The organism is Puniceibacterium sediminis, from assembly GCF_900188035.1.
Taxonomy (GTDB): domain Bacteria; phylum Pseudomonadota; class Alphaproteobacteria; order Rhodobacterales; family Rhodobacteraceae; genus Puniceibacterium; species Puniceibacterium sediminis.
In genome coordinates this window covers 24948-50294 of the sequence record NZ_FZNN01000003.1, presented here as the reverse complement: position 1 = coordinate 50294, position 25347 = coordinate 24948, and the positions used below count along the sequence as shown (strand labels likewise).

Genomic DNA, 25347 nt, shown 5'->3' with positions numbered 1-25347 from the left:
CGGTGACTTTACCACTTGGCCGCGACGCCGGGCCGGCCTAGCCTGCCGAAAAATCAGGAGCCCGCGATGACCGACCATGTGACCACCCATCAGGCCGAGGATGATGCCCGCAACGAATCCATCCTCATCTGGATCAACGGCAGGCTGAAACCCCGGGCCGAGGCGCTGGTCAGTGTCTATGACAGCGGCTTCATGCTGGGCGACGGCGTATGGGAGGGGCTGCGTTTGTACGAAGGGCGCTGGGCTTTTCTCGATGATCACATGGACCGCCTGTTTGAGGCAGCCAAGGCCATCGACCTCGATATCGGCATGACGCGGGAACAGGTGATTGCCGCGCTGACCGAAACCCAAACCGCCAACGGCATGACCACGGATGCCCACGCCCGGCTGATGGTCACCCGCGGGGTCAAGACGCGCCCGTTCCAGCATCCCAGCCTGTCGCGTTCCGGTCCGACGGTCGCGATCATCATGGAACATTCCCGCCCCAAGATCCCGCGCCCGATCCGGCTCGCCACTGTGCCTCATCTGCGTGGCCTGCCGATGACGCAGGACCCCAAACTCAACAGCCATTCGAAACTGAATTGCATCCTCGCCTGCATCGCCGCCGAAAAGGCCGGCGCGGATGAGGCGCTGATGCTCGACCTGCATGGCTTTGTGAACACCACCAACGCCTGCAACTTCTTTATCGTGCGCCGCGGGCAGGTCTGGACCAGCACCGGCGACTACTGCATGAACGGCATCACCCGGCAAAAGGTCATCGACGTCTGCGAGGTCAACGGCATCCCCGTATTTCAGCGCAATTTCAGCCTTGTCGACACCTACGGCGCGGACGAGGCGTTTCTGACCGGCACCTTTGGCGCGCAGACGCCTGTCAGCCAGATAGACGGCCGCCAGATCGGCACCGGGGACATGGGGCCGGTCACCAAACGCATCCGAACGCTCTACAAATCGCTGATCCAGCAAGAGGCCCGCTGATGCGCATCGCCATGTGGTCCGGGCCGCGCAACCTGTCGACGGCGCTGATGTACAGTTTCGGCAACCGCGCCGACATGCACGCCGTGGATGAACCCTTTTATGGGCCGTACCTGCGCGACACCGGCCTGCAACATCCGATGCGCGACGAAATCATCGCCAGCCGCCCCGAAACCGCCGATCAGGTGGTCGCGTCCCTGCTGGGACCGATCCCGGATGGCAGGCCCCACGCCTATCACAAACACATGTCCCAGCACATGATCGACGGTATGCCGCGCGACTGGATCGCCGGGGTGACAAACGTCTTTCTGATCCGCCACCCGGCCCGCGTTCTTGCCAGCTTCAGCGCAAAATACCAGGAAACGACGCTCTCCGATATCGGCTTTGTCCAGCAGGCCGAACTGTTCGACCAGTTACTGGATCAGGGCCAGACCCCGGTCGTGATCGACAGCGCCGATATCCGCGAAAATCCCGAACGCATGCTGCGTCTGCTCTGCGACGCGATCGGCCTGCCCTTTGATGCGGCAATGCTGTCCTGGCCGGCCGGCGGGCACGCGGCGGACGGAATCTGGAGCGATGTCTGGTACGGATCAGTCCATAAATCCACCGGCTTTGCGGGGCCAGAGGGACCGTTGCCCCCGCTTGGCAAAGACATGGCCGACATCGCGGCACAGGCTCTGCTGTACTACGACCATCTGGCCGCGCACCGCTTGCGTTAAACGACGCGCCAAAAGATGCCAAAAACGATCAGAGCGCTCAGGCTTTCAGCAGCTGGCTCAGCTTCATCGCAACGCTCATGTCGCCGCTGACCTTGATCTTGCCCATGGCAAAGGCGGTCATCGGGTTCAGCTTCCCGCCGATCAGCTTTTCAAGGTTGTCTTCGGAAATCCGGATCGTGCAATCCGCCGCGTCATCGGCCAGCCGCGCCGTCCCACCCGACAGCGTGATCGCCCCCGCCGCACCGCAGTCGAATTTCAGACTGTCCGCCAGCGGGTGCTTGTCCAGCCCGCGCTGCATTTTCGCTGCAATGTCTTCAAGCGCCATGTCGTTCTCCCTGACTTCCGCGTGCGACGCTAGGACCGTCGAAAGCGGGCTTCAATCGTGACGTCAGGACGTTTTATGCCAACGTCTTGAAAACATGGGAAAGCCATATGCCAGCCATATGGAATCCATACGCTTTCCATATGGATTCCATACGCCGTTTTCGCAGCTTGTGACCTTAGCCCTTAACGCGCCGATTCCGCGCCGCCAAAAGCTTCAGACGCAGCGCATTCAGCTGGATGAAACCCTGCGCGTCCTTCTGGTCATAGGCACCGGCATCTTCTTCGAACGTCACATGCGCCTCGGAATAAAGCGAATGATCAGACCAGCGCGCGACCGTGTTGACCGAGCCTTTGTAAAGCTTGATCCGAACAGTGCCGGACACATGTTCTTGTGACTTGTCGATCAGCGCCTGCAACATCTCGCGTTCGGGGCTGAACCAGAACCCGTTGTAGATCAGCTCGGCATAGCGCGGCATGATCGAATCCTTGAGGTGCCCGGCACCGGAATCCAGCGTGATCTGCTCGATCCCGCGATGCGCCTCAAGCAGCAGCGTGCCGCCCGGCGTTTCATAGATCCCGCGCGACTTCATGCCCACGAACCGGTTCTCGACAAAGTCGAGCCGCCCGCAGCCATGCTTTCCGCCCAATTCATTCAGCTTTGTCAGTATGTTGGCAGGCGACAAAGCTTCACCGTTGATCGCCACGGCATCGCCTTTTTCAAAGGTGATCTCGACCATTTCCGGCGTATCGGGCGCATCTTCGGGGGCCACAGTACGCTGATAGACGTAGTCGGGGGCTTCCTCGCCCGGATCCTCAAGCACCTTGCCCTCGGAGGATGTGTGCAGCAGGTTCGCATCAACCGAAAACGGCGCCTCGCCACGCTTGTCCTTGGCGATCGGGATCTGATTTTCTTCTGCAAAAGCAAGGAGTTTGGTCCGGCTCGACAGGTCCCATTCACGCCAAGGCGCGATCACCTTGATTTCCGGGTTCAGCGCATAGGCCGACAGCTCGAACCGCACCTGATCGTTGCCCTTCCCGGTCGCGCCATGCGCCACGGCATCCGCGCCCGTCTCGGCTGCGATCTCGACCAGACGCTTGGAAATCAACGGCCGCGCGATGGACGTGCCCAGCAGGTAAAGCCCCTCATATAGCGCATTGGCCCGGAACATCGGGAACACAAAATCTCGTACAAATTCCTCGCGAACATCCTCGATATAGATGTTTTCCGGCTTGATCCCCATCAGCTCGGCCTTCTTGCGCGCCGGATCAAGCTCTTCGCCCTGTCCCAGATCGGCAGTGAATGTGACCACTTCGCAGCCATATTCGGTCTGCAGCCATTTCAGGATGATCGACGTATCAAGGCCTCCGGAATAGGCCAGAACGACTTTCTTGGGCGCGGATTTGGGCGCGGACATGGGCGTTTCCTCTGCAAGGTTTGGCGCGCGGAATATCTGCTTTTGCAGCCAACGGCAAGCATTGCCCCTATCTCATCCGCCGGTCACATGTTAGCCCTGCAACCGCATCAGTTTACAGGAGAATGACATGAAGGGCTGGCAGATTTTCACGCACTCGGTGCGGCTCGTCCTCTCCAATCTGGGCCACGCCCTGCGCGTGTCGCTCGTGCTCTACCTCGTGGTGGCGGTCAGCCAGATCGCAACCTTCCTGAACCCGCCCGAAATGACGATGATGGACGGCATCGAAATGCCGATGATGTCCACCGAATACGCGACCCAGAACCTGCTGTTCGCGATTTTGGCTATCATTTCCAGCCTCTGGATCGCCGTTGGGTGGCACCGCTTTGTTCTTGCTGAGGAATATCCAAAGGGATGGCTGCCGCAGTGGCACGGATCAAGCATGCTCAGCTATCTGGGCAGGTCGATCCTTCTGGGCATTCTGGTGGTGATTTCCGTCGCTGTCGCCTCCATCCCAATCGGGTTGGTGATAGCGGCTGCGCCGGGGTTGGCTCTGTTTCTGCCCTTTGTCATGGTGGGCCTTGGTGTCTATCTGTTCTTTCGGCTGGGCGTGGTGCTGCCCGGTGCCGCCCTGAGTCAAAAGATCACCTTTTCCGCAGCCTGGACGGCGACCAAAGGTGAAAATGGCACGATCATTGTTCTGGCGGTGCTGGTGGTTGGTGCCAGTTTCCTGCTGCAGCTGCCCACAATGCTCAGCGGCAACCCAAATTCCCTGCTCAGCCTGATCTACGGACTCGTGGTTAACTGGTTCGCAACCGTCATCGGTATATCTGTGCTCACGACACTTTATGGCCATTTCATCGAAAAACGTTCCATCGACTGATCTCTTGCGCAATCTGCCACTCTGGGTCACAGAACGGATATGAGTGATTTTCAGGACAAGGCGCGGGCCGCCACCGCCGCGATGCGCGATGTATTTCCCGCAACACCGCTTTTGCGCAACGCCCATCTGTCGGACCGCTTCGGGGCCGATATCTGGCTGAAACGCGAAGACCTTTCGCCCGTGCGCAGCTACAAATTGCGCGGTGCTTTCAATGCGATGCGCAAGCAGTCCGCCGAACGCTTCGTTGCCGCATCGGCTGGCAATCACGCGCAGGGCGTCGCCTTCATGTGCCGGCATTTCGGCAAAAAGGGCGTGATATTCATGCCCGTCACGACGCCGCAGCAAAAGATCCAGAAGACCCGCATATTCGGCGGCGACGCGATCGAAATTCGCCTGATTGGCGATTATTTTGATGACACGCTGCGTGCGGCCCAGGCGTATTGCACCGAACAGGGCGCGCATTTTCTGTCGCCCTTCGATGATGAGGATGTGATCGAAGGTCAGGCCTCGGTCGCGGTCGAGATCGAGGAACAGCTTGGCCGCATCCCCGACCATATCGTGATTCCGGTGGGCGGCGGGGGCCTTTCTGCCGGCACGCTCAGCTATTTTGGCACAGACACTCAGTACAGCTTTGTCGAGCCTTTGGGCGGTGCCTGCCTGCATGCCGCGTTGCGGGCAGGCCATCCGGTCAAACTGGATCACGTCAACACCTTTGCGGATGGCGCTGCGGTCGGTCAGATCGGCGCGCTGACCTATGCACGGCTCAAGGGCGTCGGCCTTGCCAATGCGCTGACCATCCCCGAGGACCGCCTTTGCACCACCATGCTTGAGATGCTGAATGTCGAAGGTATCGTTCTGGAACCGGCCGGCGCGCTCGCGGTCGATGCACTAAAGGATCTGGGGCAGGCCATAAGGGGACGGACCGTGGTCTGCGTCACCTCGGGCGGAAATTTCGATTTCGAGCGTCTGCCAGAGGTCAAGGAACGCGCACTGCGGTTCTCTGGCGTCAAGAAATACTTTATCCTGCGGCTGCCGCAGCGCCCCGGCGCGCTCAAGGATTTCCTGAACGTTCTTGGCCCGGACGACGACATCGCACGGTTCGAATACCTCAAGAAATCCGCCCGCAATTTCGGCTCGGTTCTGATCGGCATCGAAACGACGGACGCCGCCAATTTCGCCAGCTTCTTTGCCAAGCTCGACGCGGCAGGCTTTACCTATCAGGACATCACAGATGATGAGGTTCTGGCGCAATTCCTGATCTGATCGGGGGAAATCAGGCGGCAAGAACGGTGGGAAGTTCCTGTAAAAAGGCAATCCGTGATTGGGCGAATGTTGCGATAACGCGATGCACATCAACGGCTTCTGCATTGCCCGCCGCGGCCGCAGTCTCCCCTTCCTGGCACATTCCGGACATGGCAACAAAGCCCAGATTCAGGGCGCTGCCTTTCAGGAAATGCATTTTTTCTTCCAGCTGACGGGCATCTCCGCTGACGCCTTCAAGTGTTTCCAAAGTCTCTTCGACCTCGGATAGGAAAAGTTCGACGACCTCCTGAAAATCGTCGTGACCGATCTCATCGCGCAACTCGCGAATCCGGCTCCAGTCAATCATGCCACGCCCTCCTGTTGGCGGGGATTCTGGACGCCAATCGTCAACAGTTGGTTAGCGGCCAAAAACGATTCCGGCGCATTTTATGTTTCATATGCTGTTAAATCCACTGCGCCTAGATACGCGGGCCGGTTTGGGGCGGCACGTTGTCGGAAAGGATCCTGTTTTGAATGCTTCGCCGAATTCGCTGGTTGCGAAGGGACCGCTGACCGCCCCCTTGCAGCGCGTGCTGGTTGTCGATGACAGCGCCGTGCAGCTCAGAATCCTGACCTCCATGCTGAAACGCTGGGGGTTTGAGGTGTTGCAGGCCGAAAGCGGCGAAGCGGCGCTTGAAATATGTGCCCGTCTGCCGCCCGACGTGGTGTTGTCGGACTGGATGATGCCGGGTATGGACGGACTTGAATTCTGCCGCCGGTTCCGTGAACTCCCCAGAGACGGCTACGGCTATTTCATCCTGCTCACGTCGAAATCGGAAAAACGCGCGGTGGCGCACGGGCTGGATGCCGGCGCTGACGACTTCCTGACCAAACCCGTGAACGCAGAAGAATTGCGCGCGCGCATCAACGCCGGCGCCCGCGTTCTGTCGATGGAGCGTGAGCTGAGCGACAAGAACCGCATGATCACGGAAACGCTGGCCAAACTGCAGGCGGTCTATGACGCCATAGATGCCGACCTGCAGCAGGCCCGCCGCATACAAGAGGCGTTGATTCCCCACCGCGTCGGCCAGTTCGGCACGTCCAGGATGAGCCTGCTGCTAAAGCCCTGCGGCCATGTCGGTGGCGATCTGGTGGGGATGTTCAGTGCCGGCAGCGATCACCTTGGTGCTTACAGTATCGACGTTTCGGGTCATGGCATCACGTCGGCGCTGATCACGGCCCGTGTCGCGGGCTACCTCAGTAGCGCACATCCCGATCAGAATTTGGCGCTCGAACGCGATGGTGACGGCTTTTGCCTGCGCGCACCAGAAGATGTGGCGCGCCTGCTGAATGACCGGCTCGCGCCCGACCCCGGCGTCGCGGAGTATCTGACCATGCTGTACTTCAGCGCGAACCTGAAAACCGGGCAGGTTCGGATGGTTCAGGCCGGCCATCCTTCCCCGTTGTTGCTGCGCGCGGATGGCGGGGCGCAATTTCTGGGCACCGGCGGTCTCCCGGTGGGACTCGTTGAAGAGGCCAGTTACGAAGGGCAGGATCTGGTCATGCAGTCCGGTGATCGCCTACTGCTCTATTCCGATGGATTTACCGAGGCGCTGATGAAAGACGGCACCATGCTTGACGACGAAGGCTTTCTTCGGATGGTCCAGGAATGCGGTGATACGGCGGATGGGCCTGAATTCCTCGATGATCTTTTCTGGCGTCTCAGCGCGCAAATGTCGACCGATGTGGGCATGCAGGACGATGTTTCCGCCGCCTTGTTCGAATTTGACGTGGCTCAGCCGTAGCGGCGAACGAAATGCCGGTCACCGGGATTTCCCAACTCGCGGGCGGCAACCTCGGGGGCCATCCAGACTGCCTGATGCCCCGGCTCGCTTGGTGGGCCCAGATGGCGCACAGGAAAGGCCAGATAGATCGTGCACAGCTTTTCCGCCCAAAGGTCGTATTCAGGCATGAAGGTAAACCGCCGCAAGACACCCAGACGCCGCGCCTGACCTATGCGCCAGCCGGTTTCCTCGAACACCTCGCGGTGCAGGGCACGCAGCGGGGATTCACCGGGATCAATACCGCCGCCGGGCAGCTGAAATTCCGGCACAGGCTCGGCCTGATGGGTCAGCAGCAGCGCGCCATCCCGGGGCAAGATCGCATAAACTCCGGGCCGCAGCACGTAACGGCGACCGGGTTCGGGCGCCTCTCCGAAACGTCGTGTCATGGGCAACCCCCTTGGACTCGGCCTTGTTGTGCCTATATCGAGGCGATATGCCAACTCGCGGCAGATAAGGAAACCCCATGACTCTCGGAATGAAACTCGCCTGGGACGACACAGTCCTGCCCTTTCAGCTTGACCGCTCGGACATTCGTGGCCGGGTTGCGCGTCTTGACGGCGTGTTGGACGGGATCCTGAAACAACACGACTACCCCGAGGTGGTCGAGGCACTGGTGGCCGAAATGGCCACGCTGACCGCCCTGATCGGTGAAACGATCAAGCTGCGCTGGAAGCTGTCGCTTCAGGTTCAGACCAATGGCCCGGTGCGCATGATCGCCACGGATTTCTATGCCGCGCAAGAGGATGGAAGCCCCGCGCGGATGCGCGCCTATGCCAGCTATGATGCCGACCGCCTGACCGATGGTCCGCCGATGGAGCAGTTGGGCGAAGGGTATTTTGCCGTGCTGCTGGATCAGGGCGAAGGCACCACACCCTATTCGGGCATCACCCCGTTGCATGGCGATACGCTGGCCCATTGCGCCGAGGCGTATTTTGCCCAGTCCGAACAGCTGCCCACCCGCTTTGCGCTCAGCTTTGGCCGCGCGACCGAGCCGGGAACGCCAGAGCACTGGCGCGCTGGCGGCGTGATGTTGCAGCACATGCCCAAGGCGTCGCCCTTTGCCAAGGAGCTCCCGGGCGAAGGCGGCTCTGGCGCAGGTGGTCTTTTGCAAGCCAAAGACCTTGTCGACGGTGACGAAGAAGAGAACTGGAACCGCGTCAATATCCTTCTGGACACCGTGGAAGACATCGAACTGATCGGCCCGACACTGCCGCCCACAGACCTTCTGGTCCGGCTGTTTCACGAAGAACAGCCCCGTGTCTTTGACGCGCTGCCGGTCCGTTTCGGCTGTAGCTGCTCCGAAGAAAAGGTGCGTCAGTCCCTGTCGATCTATTCCGCAAAGGACATCGAAAAGATGACCACGGATGATGGTCGCGTGACCGCTGACTGCCAATTCTGCAGCGCGCATTACGATCTCGATCCCAAATCCGTGGGATTCGAGGCAGAAGGCAATTCTGATGGCTGACCCAGTCGACGCGCTGCGGCAGGCACTCGCCCGCACCAGCGGCGCGTCGTCCGATTTTGACCTCAACCCCGGTGCCGTGCTGCCCAAAGGGCGCGAACTGCGCGCCGCCGGGGTGCTTTTGCCGCTGATCGAGGGGCCGCAGGGGCTCGACCTCATCCTCACCAAACGCTCCTCGGCCCTGCGTCATCACCCCGGCCAGATCGCCTTTCCCGGCGGCAAGCAGGACGAAGGTGACGCCGACGTCGTGGCCGCCGCCCTGCGCGAGGCGCGCGAAGAGATTGGCCTGCAAACCGATCAGGTCACCCTTTTGGGGCAACTGCCGACGCACGAAACGGTGACAAGCTTTCTGATGACCCCCGTTGTCGGGCTGATCACAGGGCCCTTTACCCCGGTGGCCGAACCCGGAGAGGTCGAAGAGGTGTTTCGCGTACCCTTTGCCCATGTCACCGACCCGGCAAACTTCAGCGTCCAGTACCGACGCTGGCGTGGTCAGCGTCGGCATTATTTCACGGTGCCTTACGGACCCTATTACATTTGGGGGGCGACGGCGCGCATCCTGCGCGGGCTGGCTGATCGCATGACCACGTGAACCGCATCACCGCCGACTGGCTGACCGCCGTAGCGCCCCAGGCCGTCATGGGTGCCCTGACCGGCGCGGGCTTTCAGGCCTATGCTGTTGGCGGCTGTGTTCGCAACGCGCTGCTGGATGTGCCCGTGGCCGATGTGGATATTGCAACCGACGCGCGGCCCGATCAGGTCATCGCCATCGCCAAGGCTGCGGGCCTTAAATCCATTCCCACCGGCATTGATCACGGCACGGTCACGGTCGTTTCTGGTGGCATCGGATACGAAGTCACGACCTTTCGCGCCGATGTGGACACCGATGGCCGTCGGGCGACGGTACGCTTTTCCGACGACCTGATTGAGGACGCAAGCCGCCGCGATTTTACCGTGAACGCGCTCTATGCCGATGCAAATGGCAATGTAATCGACCCGCTGAACGGCCTGCCGGATCTGGCCGCACGCCGCATCCGCTTTATCGAAGATCCCGTTCGCCGCATCCGCGAAGATTACCTGCGTATTCTGCGCTTTTTCCGCTTCACCGCCTGGTACGGCGATCCCACCCTCGGCTTTGATGCCGATGCTCTGGCTGCCATCGCCGACAATCTCGATGGGCTCGCGGCGCTGTCGCGTGAACGCATCGGGTCCGAACTGACCAAGCTGCTGGCAGCCCCCGATCCCGCACCAGCGGTTGCCACCATGGCGCAGACCGGCGTGTTGACCCGCCTTCTGCCCGGTGCATCGGCCAGGGCGCTGCCCCTGCTGATCCACGCTGAGGCTGAGATTGGCACTGCGCCTGACGCCCTGCGCCGCCTTGCTGCGCTGGGCCAGATCGACGGGGCCAGCCTGCGCTTGTCACGCGCCGATCAGAAACGCCTGACGCTGCTGATCGACGGCGTAGGCAATGGCATGTCTCCCGCGGAGCTCGGTTACCGTCACGGGTTCGAGACTGCTCGCGATATCCTGCTGTTGCGTGCAGCACTCCTGGAGCAGCCTTTCAATGGCGAAACGCTGGGCCCCGTCCGGCTGGCCGCACAACAGCGGTTTCCGGTCCGGGCTCAGGATCTGATGCCTGCCTTTTCCGGCCCGGAACTGGGGGCCAGGCTGTCCCATCTGGAGACCCTGTGGATCGGTTCCGGGTTTTCGCTGAGCAGGCAGGATCTGCTCGATCAGCCCTGAAAAGCGGCCGCCCACCGAGACGCAGGTTATAATCTGGCTATAACGGTCGGGCAACATGTGGACAGTTTTTCGGTCCGTCGACCATGGCCATTCCCGGCGATATCGGGGAAGGTCCCACCATCCCGACTCCCAGAAGGAAACCGCCCGTGTTCCGGTTCTTTGAAAATCTGGTGGACCCCTACACCGCCTATCCCGAAACCAACGTGCCTCCGACGCGGTTGTGGCCGTTCATGCTGGACTATGTGCGCCCGTTCCGCAGGGTCTTTATCTTTGCAGCGGTGATGTCGGTGGTTGTCGCGCTGGTCGAACTCTGGCTGATCTGGGCCATGGGTTGGGTCGTCGATATCCTGTCTGGTGATCCCGCGCAGTTCTGGGACAGCCACGGCACCGCGCTGATCCTGCTGGCCCTGTTCATCCTGCTGATACGTCCGGCGCTGCAGGCGCTGGATGTGCTGATCCTCAACAACACGATCATGCCCAACATCGGGACATTGTTCCGCTGGCGGTCGCACCGGCACGTCCTGCGCCAATCCGTCGGCTGGTTCGAAAACGACTTTGCCGGCCGCATTGCCAATCGCATCATGCAGACCCCGCCGGCCGCGGGCGAGGCCGTGTTCCAGATCTTCGATGCCATCACCTTTTCACTGGCCTATGTCGCCGGCTCTATGTTTCTGCTTGGACAGGCAGACCCCTGGCTGATGATCCCGCTTGTGTTGTGGTTCGCGCTATATGCCGCGCTGATGACCTGGACCATCCGCCGGGTCGGCCCCGCATCCAAGGCCGCCTCTGACGCGCGCAGCCTTGTGACAGGGCGCGTGGTGGACAGTTACACCAACATCCATTCGGTCAAGATGTTCGCCCATCACGATCAGGAAATCCGGTATGCCAAGGAAGCGATCGACCAGACCCGCGCCACCTTTCAGGCGGAAATGCGGATCTACACGATCATGGATGTCACGCTTGTCATGCTGAACGGTCTGCTTGTCGTCGGTGTGACCGGCGTTGCGCTGGTGCTCTGGATGCAGGGAACGGCAAGCGTCGGTGCGGTCGCCGCTGCCACTGCCCTGACATTGCGGCTGAACGCCATGACCGGCTGGATCATGTGGGCGCTGACCAGTTTCTTTCGCGAACTCGGTGTTGTGTCCGAGGGCATGGAAACAATCGCTCAGCCCATCACCCTGACCGATGCACCAAAGGCCAAGCCACTTGCCCTCACCAATGGAGCTATCAAGATTGAAAACCTGTCGCATCATTACGGGCGCGACGTCGGCGGACTGGACAACATATCGCTGACCATCCACCCGGGCGAAAAGATCGGTCTTGTCGGGCGGTCCGGTGGCGGCAAATCGACCCTCGTGAAACTGCTTTTGCGGTTCTACGACGCTGAACAGGGCCGCATCCTGATCGACGGACAGGACATTGCGCAGGTGACGCAGGACAGCCTGCGCCGACAGATCGGCATGGTGCAGCAGGACTCGGCTCTTTTGCACCGCTCGGTCCGCGATAACATCCGCTATGGTCGGACCGATGCGGATGAGGCCGAGATTATAAAGGCCGCCAAACAGGCGCAGGCGCATGATTTCATTCTGGGTCTGCACGACAGCCACGGGAATACCGGCTATGACGCTTTGGTCGGTGAACGCGGCGTGAAACTGTCCGGCGGCCAGCGCCAGCGCGTCACGCTTGCCCGTGTCATCCTCAAGAACGCGCCGATCCTGCTGCTGGACGAAGCGACCAGTGCACTGGATTCCGAGGTCGAGGCGGCGATTCAAGACACGCTTTATGGCATGATGGAGGGCAAGACCGTCATTGCCATCGCCCATCGTCTGTCCACCATCGCCCATCTGGACCGCATTCTGGTCATGGATCAGGGCCGGATCGCTGAACAGGGCAGCCACGACGCGCTTTTGGCGCAGGGCGGGCTATATGCAGGGTTCTGGGCTCGCCAGTCAGGTGGGTTCCTCGACACAGATACCGAGGCTACGGAATGAAACCGTCTGATTGGATTGACCCCTTCGCCGGGGCAAAGGGCCCACCGCCCCGCCGTCTCTGGCCGTTCATGCGCTGGAGCCTCGCGGGCAGTGAAATGGCGCTGGGCGTCGCTTCGGTTGTCTCCATCTTTGCCGGCGTGGTCGAAGTGATGGCGGCCCTGATACTCGGCAAAGTCGTGGATGCGGCGCTTGGCTCGGCCCCGGATCAGATATTTTCGGACCAGAGCGGTGTCCTTCTCTTCTCGCTGCTTTTCTTCCTTGTCCTGCGGCCGCTGATCTTTGGCGCGAACTCGTATCTGCAATCCATCGTCGTTGCGCCGAATGTCTTCAACCTCGTCCTGTCGCGGCTGCATCGCTACACGCTGGGTCAGGCGGTCACCTTTTTTGACGACGATTTCGCTGGACGCATCGCGCAAAAGGAAATGCAGACCGCCCGCGCGCTGACCGATTCAGTAGTCGAAATCGTGCAAACCGTTCTCTTTGCCCTCGCGTCGGTGGCGGGCGCGGTGCTGATGCTGGGCACGGTCGATATCCGGATTGCGCTAGGCCTTGTGGTCTGGATTGTCGGCTATCTGCTGATGATCCGGTATTTCATGCCGCGCATCCGGTCCCTGTCCAAAAGTCGCGCCAGCGCGCGCGCGATGGTGACGGGGCAGGTGGTGGACACCGTGACCAACATCAAGACGGTCAAGCTCTTCGCCCATGCCGATTTTGAGGACCGCGCCGCGCTGGGTGCGATGGATTCCTTTCGCGACACGTCATTGGATTTTGGCCGCCTGTCGGTCACCTTCCGGTTCTGGCTGATGACCATCGCCGGTGTGTTGCCGGTTCTGCTGGTCGGTGGCGCGCTGTGGTACTGGTCACTTGGCCTTATCACGGCCGGCGACATCGCCGCGACCGGCGCAGTTGCGCTGCGGCTGGCGCAGATGACCGGCTGGGTCAGTTTCACGCTCATGGGTCTTTACGCCAATGTGGGCGAGGTCGAGGACGGCATGCGCACGTTGACGCCCGCGCACACCCTGCTTGACGCACCGGATGCGACCGAACTGACGGTCCAGCAGGGCGCGATCACGCTGGATGATCTTGGGTTCGCCTACGGTCGCAGATCGGGCGGGGTCGAACACCTGAACCTTTCAATCGCGCCGGGTGAAAAGCTGGGCATCGTCGGTGCATCCGGCGCAGGGAAATCCACCTTCGTTGCGCTGCTGTTGCGTCTTTACGATGCCGAACAGGGCCGCATCCTGATCGACGGCACCGATATTCGCGACGTGACGCAGGAAAGCCTGCGCCGCAATATCGGTCTGGTCACGCAGGAAACCGCGATGTTCAACCGTTCGGCGCTGGACAATATCCGCTATGGACGCCCCGACGCGACACAGGCCGATGTCGAACGTGCCGCCCAACAGGCCGAGGCACATGAATTCATTCTGAAAATGCAGGATCACAAGGGCCGCACAGGGTACGATGCGCACCTTGGCGAACGCGGTGTCAAACTGTCCGGCGGCCAGCGTCAGCGCATCGCCCTAGCCCGTGCCATCCTGAAGGACGCGCCGATCCTCATTCTGGACGAGGCGACAAGCGCGCTTGATTCCGAGGTCGAAGCCTCGATCCAGACCGCGCTCGAACGGGTGATGGAGGGCAAGACCGTGCTTGCCATCGCGCACCGCCTGTCAACGCTGAGCAGTATGGATCGGATAGTCGTGATGGATCAGGGCCGTCTGGTCGAGATTGGCAGCCATGCAGACCTGCTCGCCAAGGACGGCCTCTATGCGCGCTACTGGAACCGCCAGTCGGGCGGGTTCATCGGGTACGATGACGGCACCGAGGCGGCGCAATGAACGCAGCTTACCGGTGGTTTGTGGGTCTCATAGATCCTTTCGCTGTCGCCGATGGTCCGCCGCCACAACGGCTCTGGCCCTTCGTCAGATGGGCGCTTAGCGGGTCGGAAAAGGCCATTGCGCTGACGCTGGCCGTCACCTTCATCGCGGGCCTTTCGGAGCTAGTCGCTGCGTCCTTTACCGGCTGGATCATCGACAGCACGGCCTCAGGGGCGAACGCGGGTTTCTGGGTCCCTTTCTGGCCGCTGATCCTGTTCGGACTCATCTTCTTTCTGGTGGTTCGCCCCATCCTGTTCGCCGCCGATGCGGGCGTCACCAGCATTCTTCTGGGGCCACATCTGTTCCCGCTGGTGCTCAGCCGTCTCAACCGGCACACGCTGGGCCATTCGATGCGGTATTTCGAAAATGATTTTGCCGGCCGCATCAGCCAGAAGGCGCTGCAGACGTCGCGTGCGCTAACCGATGTGGTGACCGAAGTCGCCGATGTCGGGATCTATTCACTTGCCGTTTTCGGCGGCTCGCTGCTGCTGATGGCCAGCATCGATACCCGCCTGTTGCTGATCTTCGTGGTCTGGGGCGGTCTTTACGTTGTTGCCCTGCGTTACTTCATTCCCCGCGTCAAACGGCGTTCTGCGGCCCGCGCCGGTGCGCGTACGCAGGTGACGGGGCAGATCGTCGATACCCTGTCCAACGTCGCCGCGGTCAAGCTTTTTGCCCACAACACGTTTGAGGACCGCGCCACCTTGCGCGAACTTGAAATCTTCCGCGCCAAGGCGCTGGATTTCGGCGTTCTGTCGTCAGGTTTCCGGATGGTGCTGATGACGCTGGGCGGGATGCTGCCGCTGTTCAGCATTCTCGGCGCGCTGTACCTTTGGACAACCGGCACTGCGACGCCAGGCGATATTGCGATGACCGCGATGGTGTCGACCCGGCTCAGCCAGTTGACCAACCGCATCGGGCGCGTCGCCATATCGATCTTTACCAACCTGGGCGAGATTCAGGATGGGATCGACACGCTTGCCCCCGCGCATGAGATCACTGACCGGCCAGACGCGGCGCAATCCGCATCCGGCCCCGGTGGCATCCAGTTCGACGGGATCCGGTTTGCATATGGTGGCAAGGTCACGGCGCTAAAGGAGTTTTCGCTGACCATCCGTGCCGGTGAAAAGATTGGCCTGGTGGGTGCTTCAGGTGCCGGGAAATCGACCATCGTTTCGTTGCTTCTGCGGCTATACGAGGTGGAGCAGGGCCGGATCCTGCTGGACGGCACCGATATCCGTGACTTGACGCAAGAGGCCCTACGCCAACGCATTTCTGTCGTGCGGCAGGAAACGTCGATGTTCAACCGCTCGGCACTGGACAACATCCGCTATGGTCGACCGGACGCGACGGACGAAGAGGTGTTCGATGCCGCGCGTCGTGCTTCTGCCCATGACTTCATCCTGACGCTGCAGGACCATACCGGCCGCTCTGGCTATAGCGCGCGGCTGGGCGAACGCGGCGTGAAACTTTCGGGCGGCCAACGGCAGCGCATCGCACTTGCCCGCGCCATCCTCAAGGACGCTCCGGTTCTGGTGCTGGACGAGGCGACAAGTGCACTGGATTCCGAGGTCGAGGCCGAAATTCAGGCCGCGCTTGCACAGGTTATGCAAGGCAAGACAGTGATCGCCATCGCGCATCGCCTGTCGACCATCGCGCAGATGGATCGGATCATCGTGCTGGAACAGGGCCGCATCGCCGAGATGGGCAGCCATACAGAACTGCTTACCAAAAAGGGTCTTTATGCGCGGTTCTGGAACCGGCAGTCGGGTGGCTTTCTGGGTGCGCAGGACGCGGCTGAGTGAGGCGGGTGAATCTGCGGGCGCGACGCAAATCGGGCGTGGCCAGTGGCCTGATTCCGCGCGTCTTCATAAAGCTATGATTTCAAGGTCTCGACGCTGCGCGCGAAACGGGGCAAGACGGCTGGCATGAACACATTGCACATCGAACGATTGGGCCATCAGGGCGACGGAATTGCACCCGGTCCTGTTTACGTTCCCGGAACGCTCCCGGGCGAAGAGGTCACGGGCGAGATCATTGGCGGCATCATGGCCGCGCCCAGGATCATAACGCCCTCGACCGACCGGATCAAAGCGCCCTGTACCCATGCCAAATCTTGCGGCGGCTGCCAACTTCAGCACGCCAGCGACCCATTCGTGGCTGAATGGAAGCAGGGCGTCGTGCGGCAGGCGCTTCACGCCCATGGGCTTGAGACGGATCTGCGTCCAACCGTGACGTCGCCCACCCGCACCCGCCGCCGCGCCAGCTTTTCCGCGCGCCGCACCAAAAAGGGCGCGCTGGCCGGGTTCCACATGAAAGCCTCGGATGTGGTGATCGCGGTGCCCAATTGTCTTTTGGTGCATCCCGATATCGCCGCAGCTCTGCCGATGGTCGAACAGCTCGCCATCCTCGCCGGTAGCCGCAAGGGCGAACTGTCGGTCATGATCACCCGCACCGACGGGGGGCTCGATATCTCGGTCAAGGGCGGCCGGGCGCTGGACGCGCAACTGCAATCCGATCTGGGCGACCTGTCGCGACAGCATGACTTGCCCCGCATCAGTTGGGATGGAGAGGTTGTCCTGCTTAGCCGACCGCCCGCTTTGCGGATCGGCAAGGCGCTTGTGGTCACGCCCCCCGGCGCCTTTTTGCAGGCCACCCCCGAGGGTGAGGCCGCGCTTTGGGCCGGCGTGCAAGAGATCACCCAAGGTGCCGCCCGCGTGGTCGATCTGTTTGCCGGTTGCGGCACTTTTGCGCTGCGTCTGGCTCAGACAGCCGCTGTCCACGCCGTTGAAGGCGATGCCGCCATGTTGAAGGCGCTGGACGAAGGCAAGCGCAATGCGCAGGGGTTAAAACCCATAAGCGTTGAGCGGCGCGACCTGTTTCGCAATCCGCTGATTCCTGAGGAGCTCGCAAAATTTGGGGCCGTCGTCATCGACCCGCCGCGCGCAGGCGCGCAGGCGCAGGTGGATCAGATCGCACTGTCCCGGGTGCCAAAGATCGCGTATGTCTCCTGCAACCCGGTGACCTTCGCGCGTGACAGCGCGGCCCTGATCGCGGCGGGCTACAGCCTTGACTGGGTGCAGGTTGTCGACCAGTTCCGCTGGTCCACGCATGTCGAAATCATCGCCAGTCTGTCGCTGCGCTAGTTGGTAAACGACGCGTGATCATAGATTCCGAGGCTATTTTGCTGGCCGTTTTCGCGCTATAGTTCCGAAAAAAGAACGAGCGGGCAAAAAAACATGCGATTTTCCAGATTTCTGATTCTGGCGCTTCTGGCGCTGACGCTGGCCGGGTGCGCCGACAGCAAATTCAAAAGCTACAACGGCCCTGCCGTCACACATGTCGTCGTCCAGAAGGGCGCGCGCAAGATGTACCTTCTACATAACGACAAGGTGCTGCGCGACTTTGACATCGGCCTGGGCTTTGCGCCGACCGGCCACAAGATGGTCGAAGGCGACGGGCGCACGCCAGAAGGCACGTATCTCATTGACCGGCGCAATCCGAATTCGCGCTTTCATCTGTCGATTGGGGTCTCGTATCCGAATCACTTGGACCGTGCGCTGGCCGAAGAAATCGGGAAAAGCCCGGGCGGTGATATCTTTATCCACGGACGCCCCAAGCAATACCGCAACGGCCAGCGCGACTGGACCTGGGGCTGTATTTCGGTAACCGACGAGGAAATTGAGGAAGTCTACGCCATGGTCCGCGACGGGACCCCGATCAGCATCAATCCCTGAGTTCGGCGGCGCAATTTGGACCTGATCGGGACGTGCCCGTTCAGGTCCCGCTGGTCAGGACCCGAAGCCCACCGCCTGCGTCGACACAGAGTTGCCGCCAACGATCAGCGTCCACCAGATCTTGCCACTGGATTCCTGAAACCAGGCAAAGCCCAGATCCCGGCCGTTTTCGTCAAGGATCACGTCGCGGGTTGCTGGCGTCTCCATCCAGGCGGCCAGCGTCTCAAGCTCGGTTTCGTAAGTTTCCGAGATGTTTTCGCCAAGCATGATTCCGATGTAGCCGACGCGCTGCACCCGTTCGATCGGCGATGAGCCATCCGAGCCGAAATGCCAGGGCCGGTTCTGCACGGACATATCCCGGGAATGGGTCGCAGCGGCGGCGTTCAGCGCCGCGTTCATTTGCAAGGCCGGTACGCCTGATGCATCGCGCAGCGCATTCACCGCGTCCAGCATGCGGAATTCGACCCGCGCTTCGTCCGCGCTGTTTATTCGGTAGACCTTGGGAAGGGGCCTTCCGTCCGCCCCTATGGTCGGCGCGACCGGGGCAGGTGCGCAGGCGGCAAGCGCCAGCGCAAGAGGTATCAGAAGAAATGAAATCCGCGTCATGTGCTCGTCACCCGAAGTATTGTCCCGTCCTGCCTTATCGTGATGGGCGTTGCTAATCAAACCCACATCGGCGTGAGCCTGCCATCTGACAGGGGTTTGATTTGCGACTGCGGCATTCAGGTCATATTATCAAGCACATGTTTTCCGTAACAATGGAGTCGATGACATGACGAAATCGGCAAAACCGAGTTTCAATCGCCGCGCCTTTCTGGCCGGCACGGCCGCTATGCTGGGAACACCGGCGCTGGCGCAGGATGTAAACGGCGCGGGCACGGTCGAGATCGAGCGCGACATTTCTGCCGCTGTGCGCCGGAACATCTCAAGCTTCCGCTCGCTGGACTGGCACCCTTATTTCAGCAACCTGAGCAAAGGCGCGATTCTGGTCGATACCACCAGCCGTGCGCTGCACTACTGGTCGGAGGATGGCCGGACCTACAAGCTTTATCCGACCTCTGTCCCCCTGACCGATGATCTTACCCGCCGGGGCCGGACCAGCATCGTGCTCAAGGACCCCGAGCCTGACTGGCGCCCGACACCATCGATGAAGATTCGCAACCCTGAGTGGCCGGATTACGTCGGTCCCGGCCCGGACAACCCGCTTGGTACCCGGGCGATGCACCTCAGCTGGACATATTATCGTATCCACGGCACCCACGACACGCGCAAGATCGGGCGTCGTTCGTCGAACGGGTGCATAGGTCTGTATAATCAGCATATTGAAGAGCTTTATCAATTGGCTGAGGTCGGAACGCAGGTGTTGCTAATTTGACGACATTCGCCATCTGGAGTGATCAGCTTTCTCAAGAAGAGTTTGCAATCCCAATGTTTTGCGGCATAGATCGACTCACGAGGTAAGTCTTGGGTGCCTGTCGTCATATTGCCCGTGGGCGATGATTACAGGCGAATTTCTGGAGGATAGTATGAAGAAACTCGCTCTCGCCGCTGCAATGACCGGTGCTGCCACTTCCGCAATGGCCGGCTCGTATGCAAAAGATGACGTTGTGATGGAGCCTGTTGTGGTCGTTGAAGAGACCCAGCAAGCGTCGTCCTCTTCGGGCATCCTGGTTCCGCTGATCCTGCTCGCCCTCGTGGCAGCAGCAGTTGCATCCAGCAACTAAGCCTTACGGCCAGTTGAAAAAAACGAAGGGCGGTGCGAAAGCGCCGCCTTTTTCTATTGGTAAGGCGTGTGAACCGCGCAACTCTGTCTCACTACGAAACACACAGTGCGTGGCTAGGGATCAGGGCGCATCACCCGATCTGCCGTGATGACAGTATCGGGCGAGCTATGACCAACGGGCCGAATCATCAGGTGAGATGCGCCACCTTTAAAGGCGGCTCGGTCCACAGGGGCGGGGCGATCTGTTAGCGATCACCACCAAGAACCCCTGCGGCTTCCGGCCAAACCGCTATATGACTGTCATTCCAGCCAGCCCCCAAGATTTTCCTCGATCACCTGAGACAGCGCGCGGATATGCGCCGGGTCATCGTTGAGGCAGGGGATATAGGTGAACTGTTCGCCGCCCGCATGCTCAAAGCTTTCCTTGATCTCTTCGTTGATCTCTTCCAACGTTTCGATGCAATCCGCTGAAAATGCGGGTGCGCAGACAGCAATGTTTTTCTTGCCGTCGGCGGCAAGCCGCGCCACCTCTTCGACGGTATAGGGCTGCAGCCACTCTTCGGGGCCGAATTTGGACTGAAAGGTGGTCTTTATCTCGGTCTCGGCCCAACCCAGCCGTTCGCGCAGCAGGCGCGTCGTCTTCTGGCATTGGCAGTGATAGGGATCGCCTTCCATCAGGTAGCGCAGTGGCATTCCGTGATAAGAGCAGCACAGAATGTCCGGCTTCTTTTCCAGTTTGGCATAGGCCGTCTCGATCGACTGGGCCAGCGCCTCAATATACTGGGGATGCTCAAAGTACGGGTCGACCGTGCGCGCTGTCGGCTGCCATTTCTCATTCATCAACGCACGAAAGAATTCGTCATTGGCCGTGGCGGATGTTGCGCCGGCGTAATGCGGATATAGCGGAAAGAACAGAATCTTGTGGCATCCTGCCTCGACCATCTCGCGGACCTTGGATTTGGTCGAAGGATTGCCGTAGCGCATGCAGAAGTCGACCATCACCTGATCGCCGTACCGCTCTTGCATCGAGGCGGCCAGCGCGCGGGTCTGATTCTTGGTGATCGTCATCAGCGGGCTTTCCCCCGCCTCTTCGTTCCAGATCGATTTGTAGTTCTTGCCCGAGCTGAACGGCCGTTTGGTCAAAATCACCAGTTGCAGCAGCGGCTGCCAGCGCCAGGGTGAATAGTCGATGACCCGCCGGTCCGACAGAAACTCGTTCAGGTAGCGCCGCATCGACCAGTAATCGTAATTGTCCGGTGTGCCGAGGTTTGCCACCAGAATACCGACCTTACCGTTGGCGATCTTCGGGTGATCGGTCGGCGCGTGCTTGGGTCTGACTGCGGCTTGCGTGGCGTCCAGCATGATGGCGTCCTGATCTGTCTGTTTATCTGGCGTAAGTATAGTCTCTGGCGCGCAGGTCAATCTTTCAGCGGTTTTTCATGCGTGCCAAGTGCATCCGCCAGACGGGCCGCGGCCGATCCCGGGCGCAGGGGTTGTGGCTGACTGGCGTCAGGGGCCCATCCCGTCAGGGTTATGATCTCGAATGTTGCGGGGATGCGCCCGTCGTTGTCACCATAGGTTTTCATATAGAGTTCGGCGGCCCGCAGCAGCACCGCACGGCGCGTCGGTTTGCGTAGCCGCGCCGTCATGGCATTGGTTTCGCCCATCGCGCGCAGGTCGTGCATCAGATTCAGCGCGGATCCATAGCTAGCCTTCAGCTGCACCGAATCCGCCACGGGCAGCGCCAGCCCGGCACGTTGCAGCAGAGCCCCCAGATCCCGGATTTCTCCCATCGGCGCCACGCGCGGCGACAGTCCCCCGGTCACGTCGATCTCTGCCTGGCCCAGAACGCTGCGCAACTCGTGCAGGGTCTGTCCGCCAAAGCAAAGGGTCAGGCTAAGCCCATCGGGTTGCAGCGCCCTTCGGCACTGGATCAGTTGTCCAACGGGGTCGTTTGCCCAGTGCAGGCCAAGACAATGTACCACCAGGTCATGAGCGCCTTCCTTAAGAGCAAGAACGTCCGAATCGTCTACAAAAACAGCATCGGGCCAGAGCTTGCGCCAGACGTCGGGAAAGGCAGTCACGATCGCGGGGTTCGTAAAGATTTTGTTAACCATTCCAATCCGATCCTGAACATCCTCAAGAGCAGCTTCGTGCAGAAACAGCGCAGAGTTATGCAGTGCGCGCGCACGATGGCGCTGAAGGGCGGAACGGTCTGTCAGAGGCAGTGGATTGTGCATGGAGGGTAAATACGATGCTGACGGAGCGGTTGCAAACAGCGGTTCAGATGATCTATCCGCCGCGCTGCCTTGTCTGCGGCGGCTTGGTCGAAAGCGATTTTGGCCTCTGTGGCAGTTGCTGGCGGGACACGCCATTTATTTCAGGTCTGGTGTGCGATCTCTGCGGAGTGCCTCTGCCCGGTACCTCGGACGGGATCGAACACTGTGATGATTGCCTGACCACGGCGCGCCCCTGGTCGCATGGCCGTGCAGCGCTGACCTACCGCGATGCGGGTCGCAAACTGGTGCTGGCCCTAAAACACGGGGACCGGCACGACATTGTGCCTTCGGCGTCGCTCTGGATGGCGCGGGCCACGCAGCCAATCCTTTCACCTGATATGCTTGTCGTGCCGATTCCCCTGCATTTTTACCGTTTACTGCAACGCCGTTTCAACCAGTCGGCCCTTCTGGCGCAGGCACTGGCACGGCAGACCAATCTGCCGTGCTGTCCCGATGCGCTGATCCGCACGACCTACACGCCTTCTTTGGACGGCAAATCCCGCGATGAACGGTTTGCGACCCTCTCAAATGCCCTGTCCGTGCATAGGAAACGGGCGCATCTTCTGGTGGGGCGGAGCGTGCTTCTGGTCGATGATGTGTTGACCTCGGGGGCCACGCTCGCGGCTGCCGCAGAGGTCTGTCTTGCTGCAGGTGCAAAGGAGGTTTGCGTCACTGTACTGGCACGCGTTGCAAAGGATGCTTAAATCCCTGACAAGGAAAAAAAGGATGGTGTCCATGCAAACCGTAGAAATCTATACGTCGCCTCTCTGCGGCTATTGCCACGCAGCCAAGCGTCTTCTTAGCCAGAAAGGCGTGAGCTTTTCCGAGGTTGACGTGTTGGCCAACCCCGACCGCAAGCCCGAAATGATCCAGAGGGCCCATGGCGCGCGCACTGTGCCGCAGATCTTTGTGGGTGGCGTCCATGTTGGTGGGTGTGATGAACTGCATGCGCTGGATCGTGCGGGCAAGCTCGATTCGCTTCTGAACGCTTGATGCGGACAGCGCTGCTTCAAATCACCTCGTCTGACGATCCGGAGCGGAACGTTGAAATGGTCCGGACCATGGTCCGTCAGGCGGTTGCGGACGGTGCCCAATTCATACTGACGCCAGAGGTGACCAACTGCGTCTCGGCCAGCCGAAGGCATCAGAACGCCGTGTTACAGCGTGAATCCGATGATCAGACGCTGTCCGCCATGCGTCAGGAGGCGGCAGATCTGGGCATCTGGCTTCTGCTGGGATCGCTGACACTCAAATCAGAGCCACCAGAAGAGCGATTCGCCAATCGTTCGGTCCTGATCGGGCCGGATGGCGCGGTGGCGGCGCGCTATGACAAGATGCACATGTTCGACGTGCAGGTATCCGAAGCCGAAACTTACCGCGAATCATCAGGATATACGCCCGGCGACAAGGCTGTCGTGGCCGATACGGGCATGGGGCGGATTGGGTTTTCGATCTGCTATGATCTACGCTTTCCATATCTGTACCGCGCGCTGGCGCAGGGGGGGGCGGATATCCTTGCAGTGCCCGCCGCCTTTTCCAACATAACCGGGCCCGCCCACTGGGAGCCGCTGCTGCGTGCAAGGGCTATTGAGACCGGATGCTACGTGCTGGCCCCTGCGCAGGTTGGTCAACATGAGGCTGCTCGTGGCCGATCGCGGACAACATATGGCCACTCGATGGTGATTTCTCCTTGGGGAGAGATCCTGCTGGACGCAGGCAGCGAAGCTGGGGTCTTTATCGTCGATCTGGATCTTGAGCAGGTACGGACCGCCCGCCGACAAATACCATCGCTGGAACATGGCAGAACGTTCACGGGGCCCGCATGAGCGATAGCAACGCCCTGGCCATATCGTTGTTCAGCGAACTTTTGACGGCGGACCAGTTGCTGCGCAACCGGCTGACGCGAGTTCTGCCGAACCGCATGGAAATTTCACATTTTTCGGTGCTCAATCATCTGGCCCGGGGTGGCGCAGAGCGTAGTCCGGCACAGCTGGCCCGCAGCTTTCACGTGACTCGCGGTGCCATGACGAACACTCTGACCAAACTTGAAAATTCCGGATATATTCACATCCGGCCGGACTGGGACGATGCTCGCCGCAAGATGGTTTCCATCAGCCCCGCAGGGGCTCAGGCGCGGGATGCGGCGCTTGATGCGATCACCCCGCTGATCAACGAGATGGTGTCAGAGCTTGGCGAAGCAAAGGTGCGTGCCGCCTTGCCGGTCCTGCGGGAGCTGCGCACTAAACTTGAGAACGAGTGACCAGCCATAGTGACGGAACTGGGGGCTCTGCCCGCCGAGTATTCATGGACAGATGAAGCGCGGGAGTAATCCTGTCTTCATCTGTCCAGATATCGGGTGGCCGACGAAATAAGAGCCTCAGGTAGGTTTGAGAGCAGTAGTGACATAATTCACGCTCAGGTCGCGGTCGGATATTTTCCAGCCCCAGGTCAGGGGGTTGAACTGGAAACCCTTGCGGTCGACAGGGTCAAGGCCTGCGCGGCCCAGCAGATCGAAAAGTTCGTCGGGTGTGATGAATTTTGACCATTCGTGGGTACCCTTGGGGAGCCATCGCATGATGTGTTCTGCGCCAACAATCGCCATCGCAAAGCTTTTGGCGTTGCGGTTGAGGGTCGAACAGATGTGCAGACCGCCCGGTTTGAGAAGTTGCTGGCATGCGGTGAGATAACCCAGCGGGTCGGCCACGTGTTCAACAACTTCCATGTTCAGTACCACATCGAAACTCTCGCCCGTAGCGGCCAGCGCTTCTGCGGTGGTGAAGCGGTAATCGATGGTTAGGCCGGATTGGGCGGCATGGGCCTGGGCGACGGGGATATTCCGTTCGGCCGCATCAACGCCCACCACCGTGGCGCCAAGTCGGGCCATGGGTTCGCAGAGCAGCCCGCCGCCGCAGCCGATGTCGAGAATGCGCAGGCCTTCAAAGGGCATGGACGCCGCCAGATCGCGGTCATATTCGGCTGCGATCTGGCGGGTTATATAATCCAACCGGCAGGGGTTGAGCATGTGCAATGGTTTGAACTTGCCGTTTGGGTCCCACCATTCGGCGGCCATGGCGGTAAATTTGGCAATCTCGGACGGATCTACGGTGTTGGTAGTCATCTGGGGAATTTCCCATCCTTT

General features: G+C 60.5%; 27 protein-coding genes. 19 read left to right on the top strand and 8 right to left on the bottom strand.

All coding sequences use genetic code 11. The features are described from left to right. The first annotated feature begins 66 nt into the window (after window positions 1-66). Both CHB75_RS04660 and CHB75_RS04655 read left to right on the top strand, forming a co-directional pair. On the top strand, window positions 67-975 hold the full coding sequence (locus CHB75_RS04660; RefSeq protein ID WP_089269372.1) for a D-amino acid aminotransferase: 909 nt from the start codon (window positions 67-69) through the stop codon (window positions 973-975). After that, window positions 975-1691: a sulfotransferase-like domain-containing protein gene (locus CHB75_RS04655; RefSeq protein WP_089269371.1), complete on the top strand. Its 717-nt coding sequence runs from the start codon at window positions 975-977 to the stop codon at window positions 1689-1691. The genes CHB75_RS04660 and CHB75_RS04655 overlap by 1 nt, the downstream gene beginning before the upstream one ends. A gap of 37 nt (window positions 1692-1728) precedes the next feature. Here the strand turns inward: CHB75_RS04655 and CHB75_RS04650 are convergent, their stop codons facing one another. Together CHB75_RS04650 and CHB75_RS04645 are read right to left on the bottom strand one after the other, a co-directional pair. Continuing rightward, complete coding sequence (locus CHB75_RS04650) at window positions 1729-2016, bottom strand: SCP2 sterol-binding domain-containing protein (protein ID WP_089269370.1); 288 nt, start codon at window positions 2014-2016, stop codon at window positions 1729-1731. Between the two features lie 175 nt (window positions 2017-2191). Beyond that, window positions 2192-3430 (bottom strand): argininosuccinate synthase, encoded by a 1239-nt coding sequence (locus tag CHB75_RS04645; protein WP_089269369.1) that lies wholly within the window; start codon window positions 3428-3430, stop codon window positions 2192-2194. Between the two features lie 127 nt (window positions 3431-3557). On the opposite strand from CHB75_RS04645, the gene CHB75_RS04640 reads away from it, so the two are divergent. Together CHB75_RS04640 and ilvA are read left to right on the top strand one after the other, a co-directional pair. Beyond that, on the top strand, window positions 3558-4310 hold the full coding sequence (locus CHB75_RS04640; protein WP_089269368.1) for a hypothetical protein: 753 nt from the start codon (window positions 3558-3560) through the stop codon (window positions 4308-4310). A gap of 39 nt (window positions 4311-4349) precedes the next feature. Next, complete coding sequence (ilvA, locus tag CHB75_RS04635) at window positions 4350-5573, top strand: threonine ammonia-lyase IlvA (RefSeq protein ID WP_089269367.1); 1224 nt, start codon at window positions 4350-4352, stop codon at window positions 5571-5573. 10 nt (window positions 5574-5583) lie between these two features. Here ilvA and CHB75_RS04630 read toward each other — a convergent pair whose 3' ends face one another. Further along, window positions 5584-5919: an Hpt domain-containing protein gene (locus CHB75_RS04630; protein WP_089269366.1), complete on the bottom strand. Its 336-nt coding sequence runs from the start codon at window positions 5917-5919 to the stop codon at window positions 5584-5586. Window positions 5920-6082: 163 nt separating this feature from the next. Between CHB75_RS04630 and CHB75_RS04625 the strand changes: the two genes are divergently transcribed. Further along, the gene (locus CHB75_RS04625; RefSeq protein WP_245840714.1) at window positions 6083-7357 is read left to right on the top strand and encodes a PP2C family protein-serine/threonine phosphatase; all 1275 of its coding nucleotides are present in this window, start codon (window positions 6083-6085) and stop codon (window positions 7355-7357) included. Here CHB75_RS04625 and CHB75_RS04620 read toward each other — a convergent pair. Then, window positions 7348-7782 carry an NUDIX hydrolase gene (locus CHB75_RS04620; protein ID WP_089269365.1) on the bottom strand — a complete coding sequence of 145 codons (435 nt, stop codon included), beginning with the start codon at window positions 7780-7782 and terminating at the stop codon, window positions 7348-7350. The genes CHB75_RS04625 and CHB75_RS04620 overlap by 10 nt on opposite strands. 77 nt (window positions 7783-7859) lie before the next feature. Between CHB75_RS04620 and hslO the strand changes: the two genes are divergently transcribed. The 8 genes from hslO to CHB75_RS04580 all read left to right on the top strand — a co-directional run bounded on the left by hslO (window position 7860) and on the right by CHB75_RS04580 (window position 18206). Then, on the top strand, window positions 7860-8861 hold the full coding sequence (gene hslO, locus CHB75_RS04615) for an Hsp33 family molecular chaperone HslO (RefSeq protein ID WP_089269364.1): 1002 nt from the start codon (window positions 7860-7862) through the stop codon (window positions 8859-8861). After that, window positions 8854-9450, top strand: a complete 597-nt coding sequence (locus CHB75_RS04610) for a CoA pyrophosphatase (RefSeq protein ID WP_089269363.1) — start codon at window positions 8854-8856, stop codon at window positions 9448-9450. The genes hslO and CHB75_RS04610 overlap by 8 nt, the downstream gene beginning before the upstream one ends. Next, on the top strand, window positions 9447-10601 hold the full coding sequence (locus CHB75_RS04605; protein ID WP_245840712.1) for a CCA tRNA nucleotidyltransferase: 1155 nt from the start codon (window positions 9447-9449) through the stop codon (window positions 10599-10601). The genes CHB75_RS04610 and CHB75_RS04605 overlap by 4 nt, the downstream gene beginning before the upstream one ends. Before the next feature lie 146 nt (window positions 10602-10747). Continuing rightward, window positions 10748-12592, top strand: a complete 1845-nt coding sequence (locus tag CHB75_RS04600; protein ID WP_089269362.1) for an ABC transporter ATP-binding protein — start codon at window positions 10748-10750, stop codon at window positions 12590-12592. Continuing rightward, a complete protein-coding gene (locus CHB75_RS04595) occupies window positions 12589-14430 on the top strand; it encodes an ABC transporter ATP-binding protein (RefSeq protein ID WP_089269361.1) in 1842 nt (613 codons plus the stop codon). The genes CHB75_RS04600 and CHB75_RS04595 overlap by 4 nt, the downstream gene beginning before the upstream one ends. Continuing rightward, window positions 14427-16274: an ABC transporter ATP-binding protein gene (locus CHB75_RS04590; protein ID WP_089269360.1), complete on the top strand. Its 1848-nt coding sequence runs from the start codon at window positions 14427-14429 to the stop codon at window positions 16272-16274. Before CHB75_RS04595 ends, CHB75_RS04590 begins: the two co-directional genes overlap by 4 nt. A gap of 123 nt (window positions 16275-16397) precedes the next feature. After that, window positions 16398-17615 carry a class I SAM-dependent RNA methyltransferase gene (locus CHB75_RS04585; protein WP_089269359.1) on the top strand — a complete coding sequence of 406 codons (1218 nt, stop codon included), beginning with the start codon at window positions 16398-16400 and terminating at the stop codon, window positions 17613-17615. A gap of 93 nt (window positions 17616-17708) precedes the next feature. Then, a complete protein-coding gene (locus tag CHB75_RS04580) occupies window positions 17709-18206 on the top strand; it encodes a L,D-transpeptidase family protein (RefSeq protein ID WP_089269358.1) in 498 nt (165 codons plus the stop codon). A 54-nt stretch (window positions 18207-18260) separates the two neighbouring features. Here CHB75_RS04580 and dalA read toward each other — a convergent pair whose 3' ends face one another. Continuing rightward, window positions 18261-18812, bottom strand: coding sequence for a divisome-associated lipoprotein DalA (gene dalA / locus CHB75_RS04575; RefSeq protein WP_089269357.1), 552 nt, complete (start codon window positions 18810-18812; stop codon window positions 18261-18263). Window positions 18813-18978: 166 nt separating this feature from the next. Between dalA and CHB75_RS04570 the strand changes: the two genes are divergently transcribed. Together CHB75_RS04570 and CHB75_RS04565 are read left to right on the top strand one after the other, a co-directional pair. Further along, window positions 18979-19581 carry a L,D-transpeptidase gene (locus tag CHB75_RS04570; protein ID WP_089269356.1) on the top strand — a complete coding sequence of 201 codons (603 nt, stop codon included), beginning with the start codon at window positions 18979-18981 and terminating at the stop codon, window positions 19579-19581. Window positions 19582-19732: 151 nt separating this feature from the next. After that, on the top strand, window positions 19733-19930 hold the full coding sequence (locus tag CHB75_RS04565; RefSeq protein WP_089269355.1) for a ferrochelatase: 198 nt from the start codon (window positions 19733-19735) through the stop codon (window positions 19928-19930). Between the two features lie 299 nt (window positions 19931-20229). Here CHB75_RS04565 and hemH read toward each other — a convergent pair whose 3' ends face one another. Then, on the bottom strand, window positions 20230-21291 hold the full coding sequence (gene hemH / locus CHB75_RS04560) for a ferrochelatase (protein ID WP_089269354.1): 1062 nt from the start codon (window positions 21289-21291) through the stop codon (window positions 20230-20232). 56 nt (window positions 21292-21347) lie between these two features. Continuing rightward, window positions 21348-22169: a methyltransferase domain-containing protein gene (locus CHB75_RS04555; RefSeq protein ID WP_089269353.1), complete on the bottom strand. Its 822-nt coding sequence runs from the start codon at window positions 22167-22169 to the stop codon at window positions 21348-21350. 14 nt (window positions 22170-22183) lie between these two features. Here CHB75_RS04555 and CHB75_RS04550 point away from each other — a divergent pair, with 14 nt between their 5' ends. The 4 genes from CHB75_RS04550 to CHB75_RS04535 are packed head-to-tail and all read left to right on the top strand — an operon-like array spanning window position 22184 to window position 24468. After that, entirely contained in the window at window positions 22184-22912 is a 729-nt protein-coding gene (locus CHB75_RS04550; RefSeq protein ID WP_245840710.1) for a ComF family protein, read from the top strand. A 31-nt stretch (window positions 22913-22943) separates the two neighbouring features. Beyond that, window positions 22944-23201, top strand: coding sequence for a glutaredoxin 3 (gene grxC / locus CHB75_RS04545; protein ID WP_089269352.1), 258 nt, complete (start codon window positions 22944-22946; stop codon window positions 23199-23201). Beyond that, the gene (locus tag CHB75_RS04540; RefSeq protein ID WP_089269351.1) at window positions 23201-24034 is read left to right on the top strand and encodes a carbon-nitrogen hydrolase family protein; all 834 of its coding nucleotides are present in this window, start codon (window positions 23201-23203) and stop codon (window positions 24032-24034) included. Before grxC ends, CHB75_RS04540 begins: the two co-directional genes overlap by 1 nt. After that, window positions 24031-24468 (top strand): MarR family winged helix-turn-helix transcriptional regulator, encoded by a 438-nt coding sequence (locus CHB75_RS04535; protein WP_089269350.1) that lies wholly within the window; start codon window positions 24031-24033, stop codon window positions 24466-24468. The genes CHB75_RS04540 and CHB75_RS04535 overlap by 4 nt, the downstream gene beginning before the upstream one ends. Before the next feature lie 117 nt (window positions 24469-24585). Here the strand turns inward: CHB75_RS04535 and ubiG are convergent, their stop codons facing one another. After that, window positions 24586-25326, bottom strand: coding sequence for a bifunctional 2-polyprenyl-6-hydroxyphenol methylase/3-demethylubiquinol 3-O-methyltransferase UbiG (ubiG, locus tag CHB75_RS04530; RefSeq protein WP_089269349.1), 741 nt, complete (start codon window positions 25324-25326; stop codon window positions 24586-24588). Between the last annotated feature and the right edge of the window lie 21 nt (window positions 25327-25347).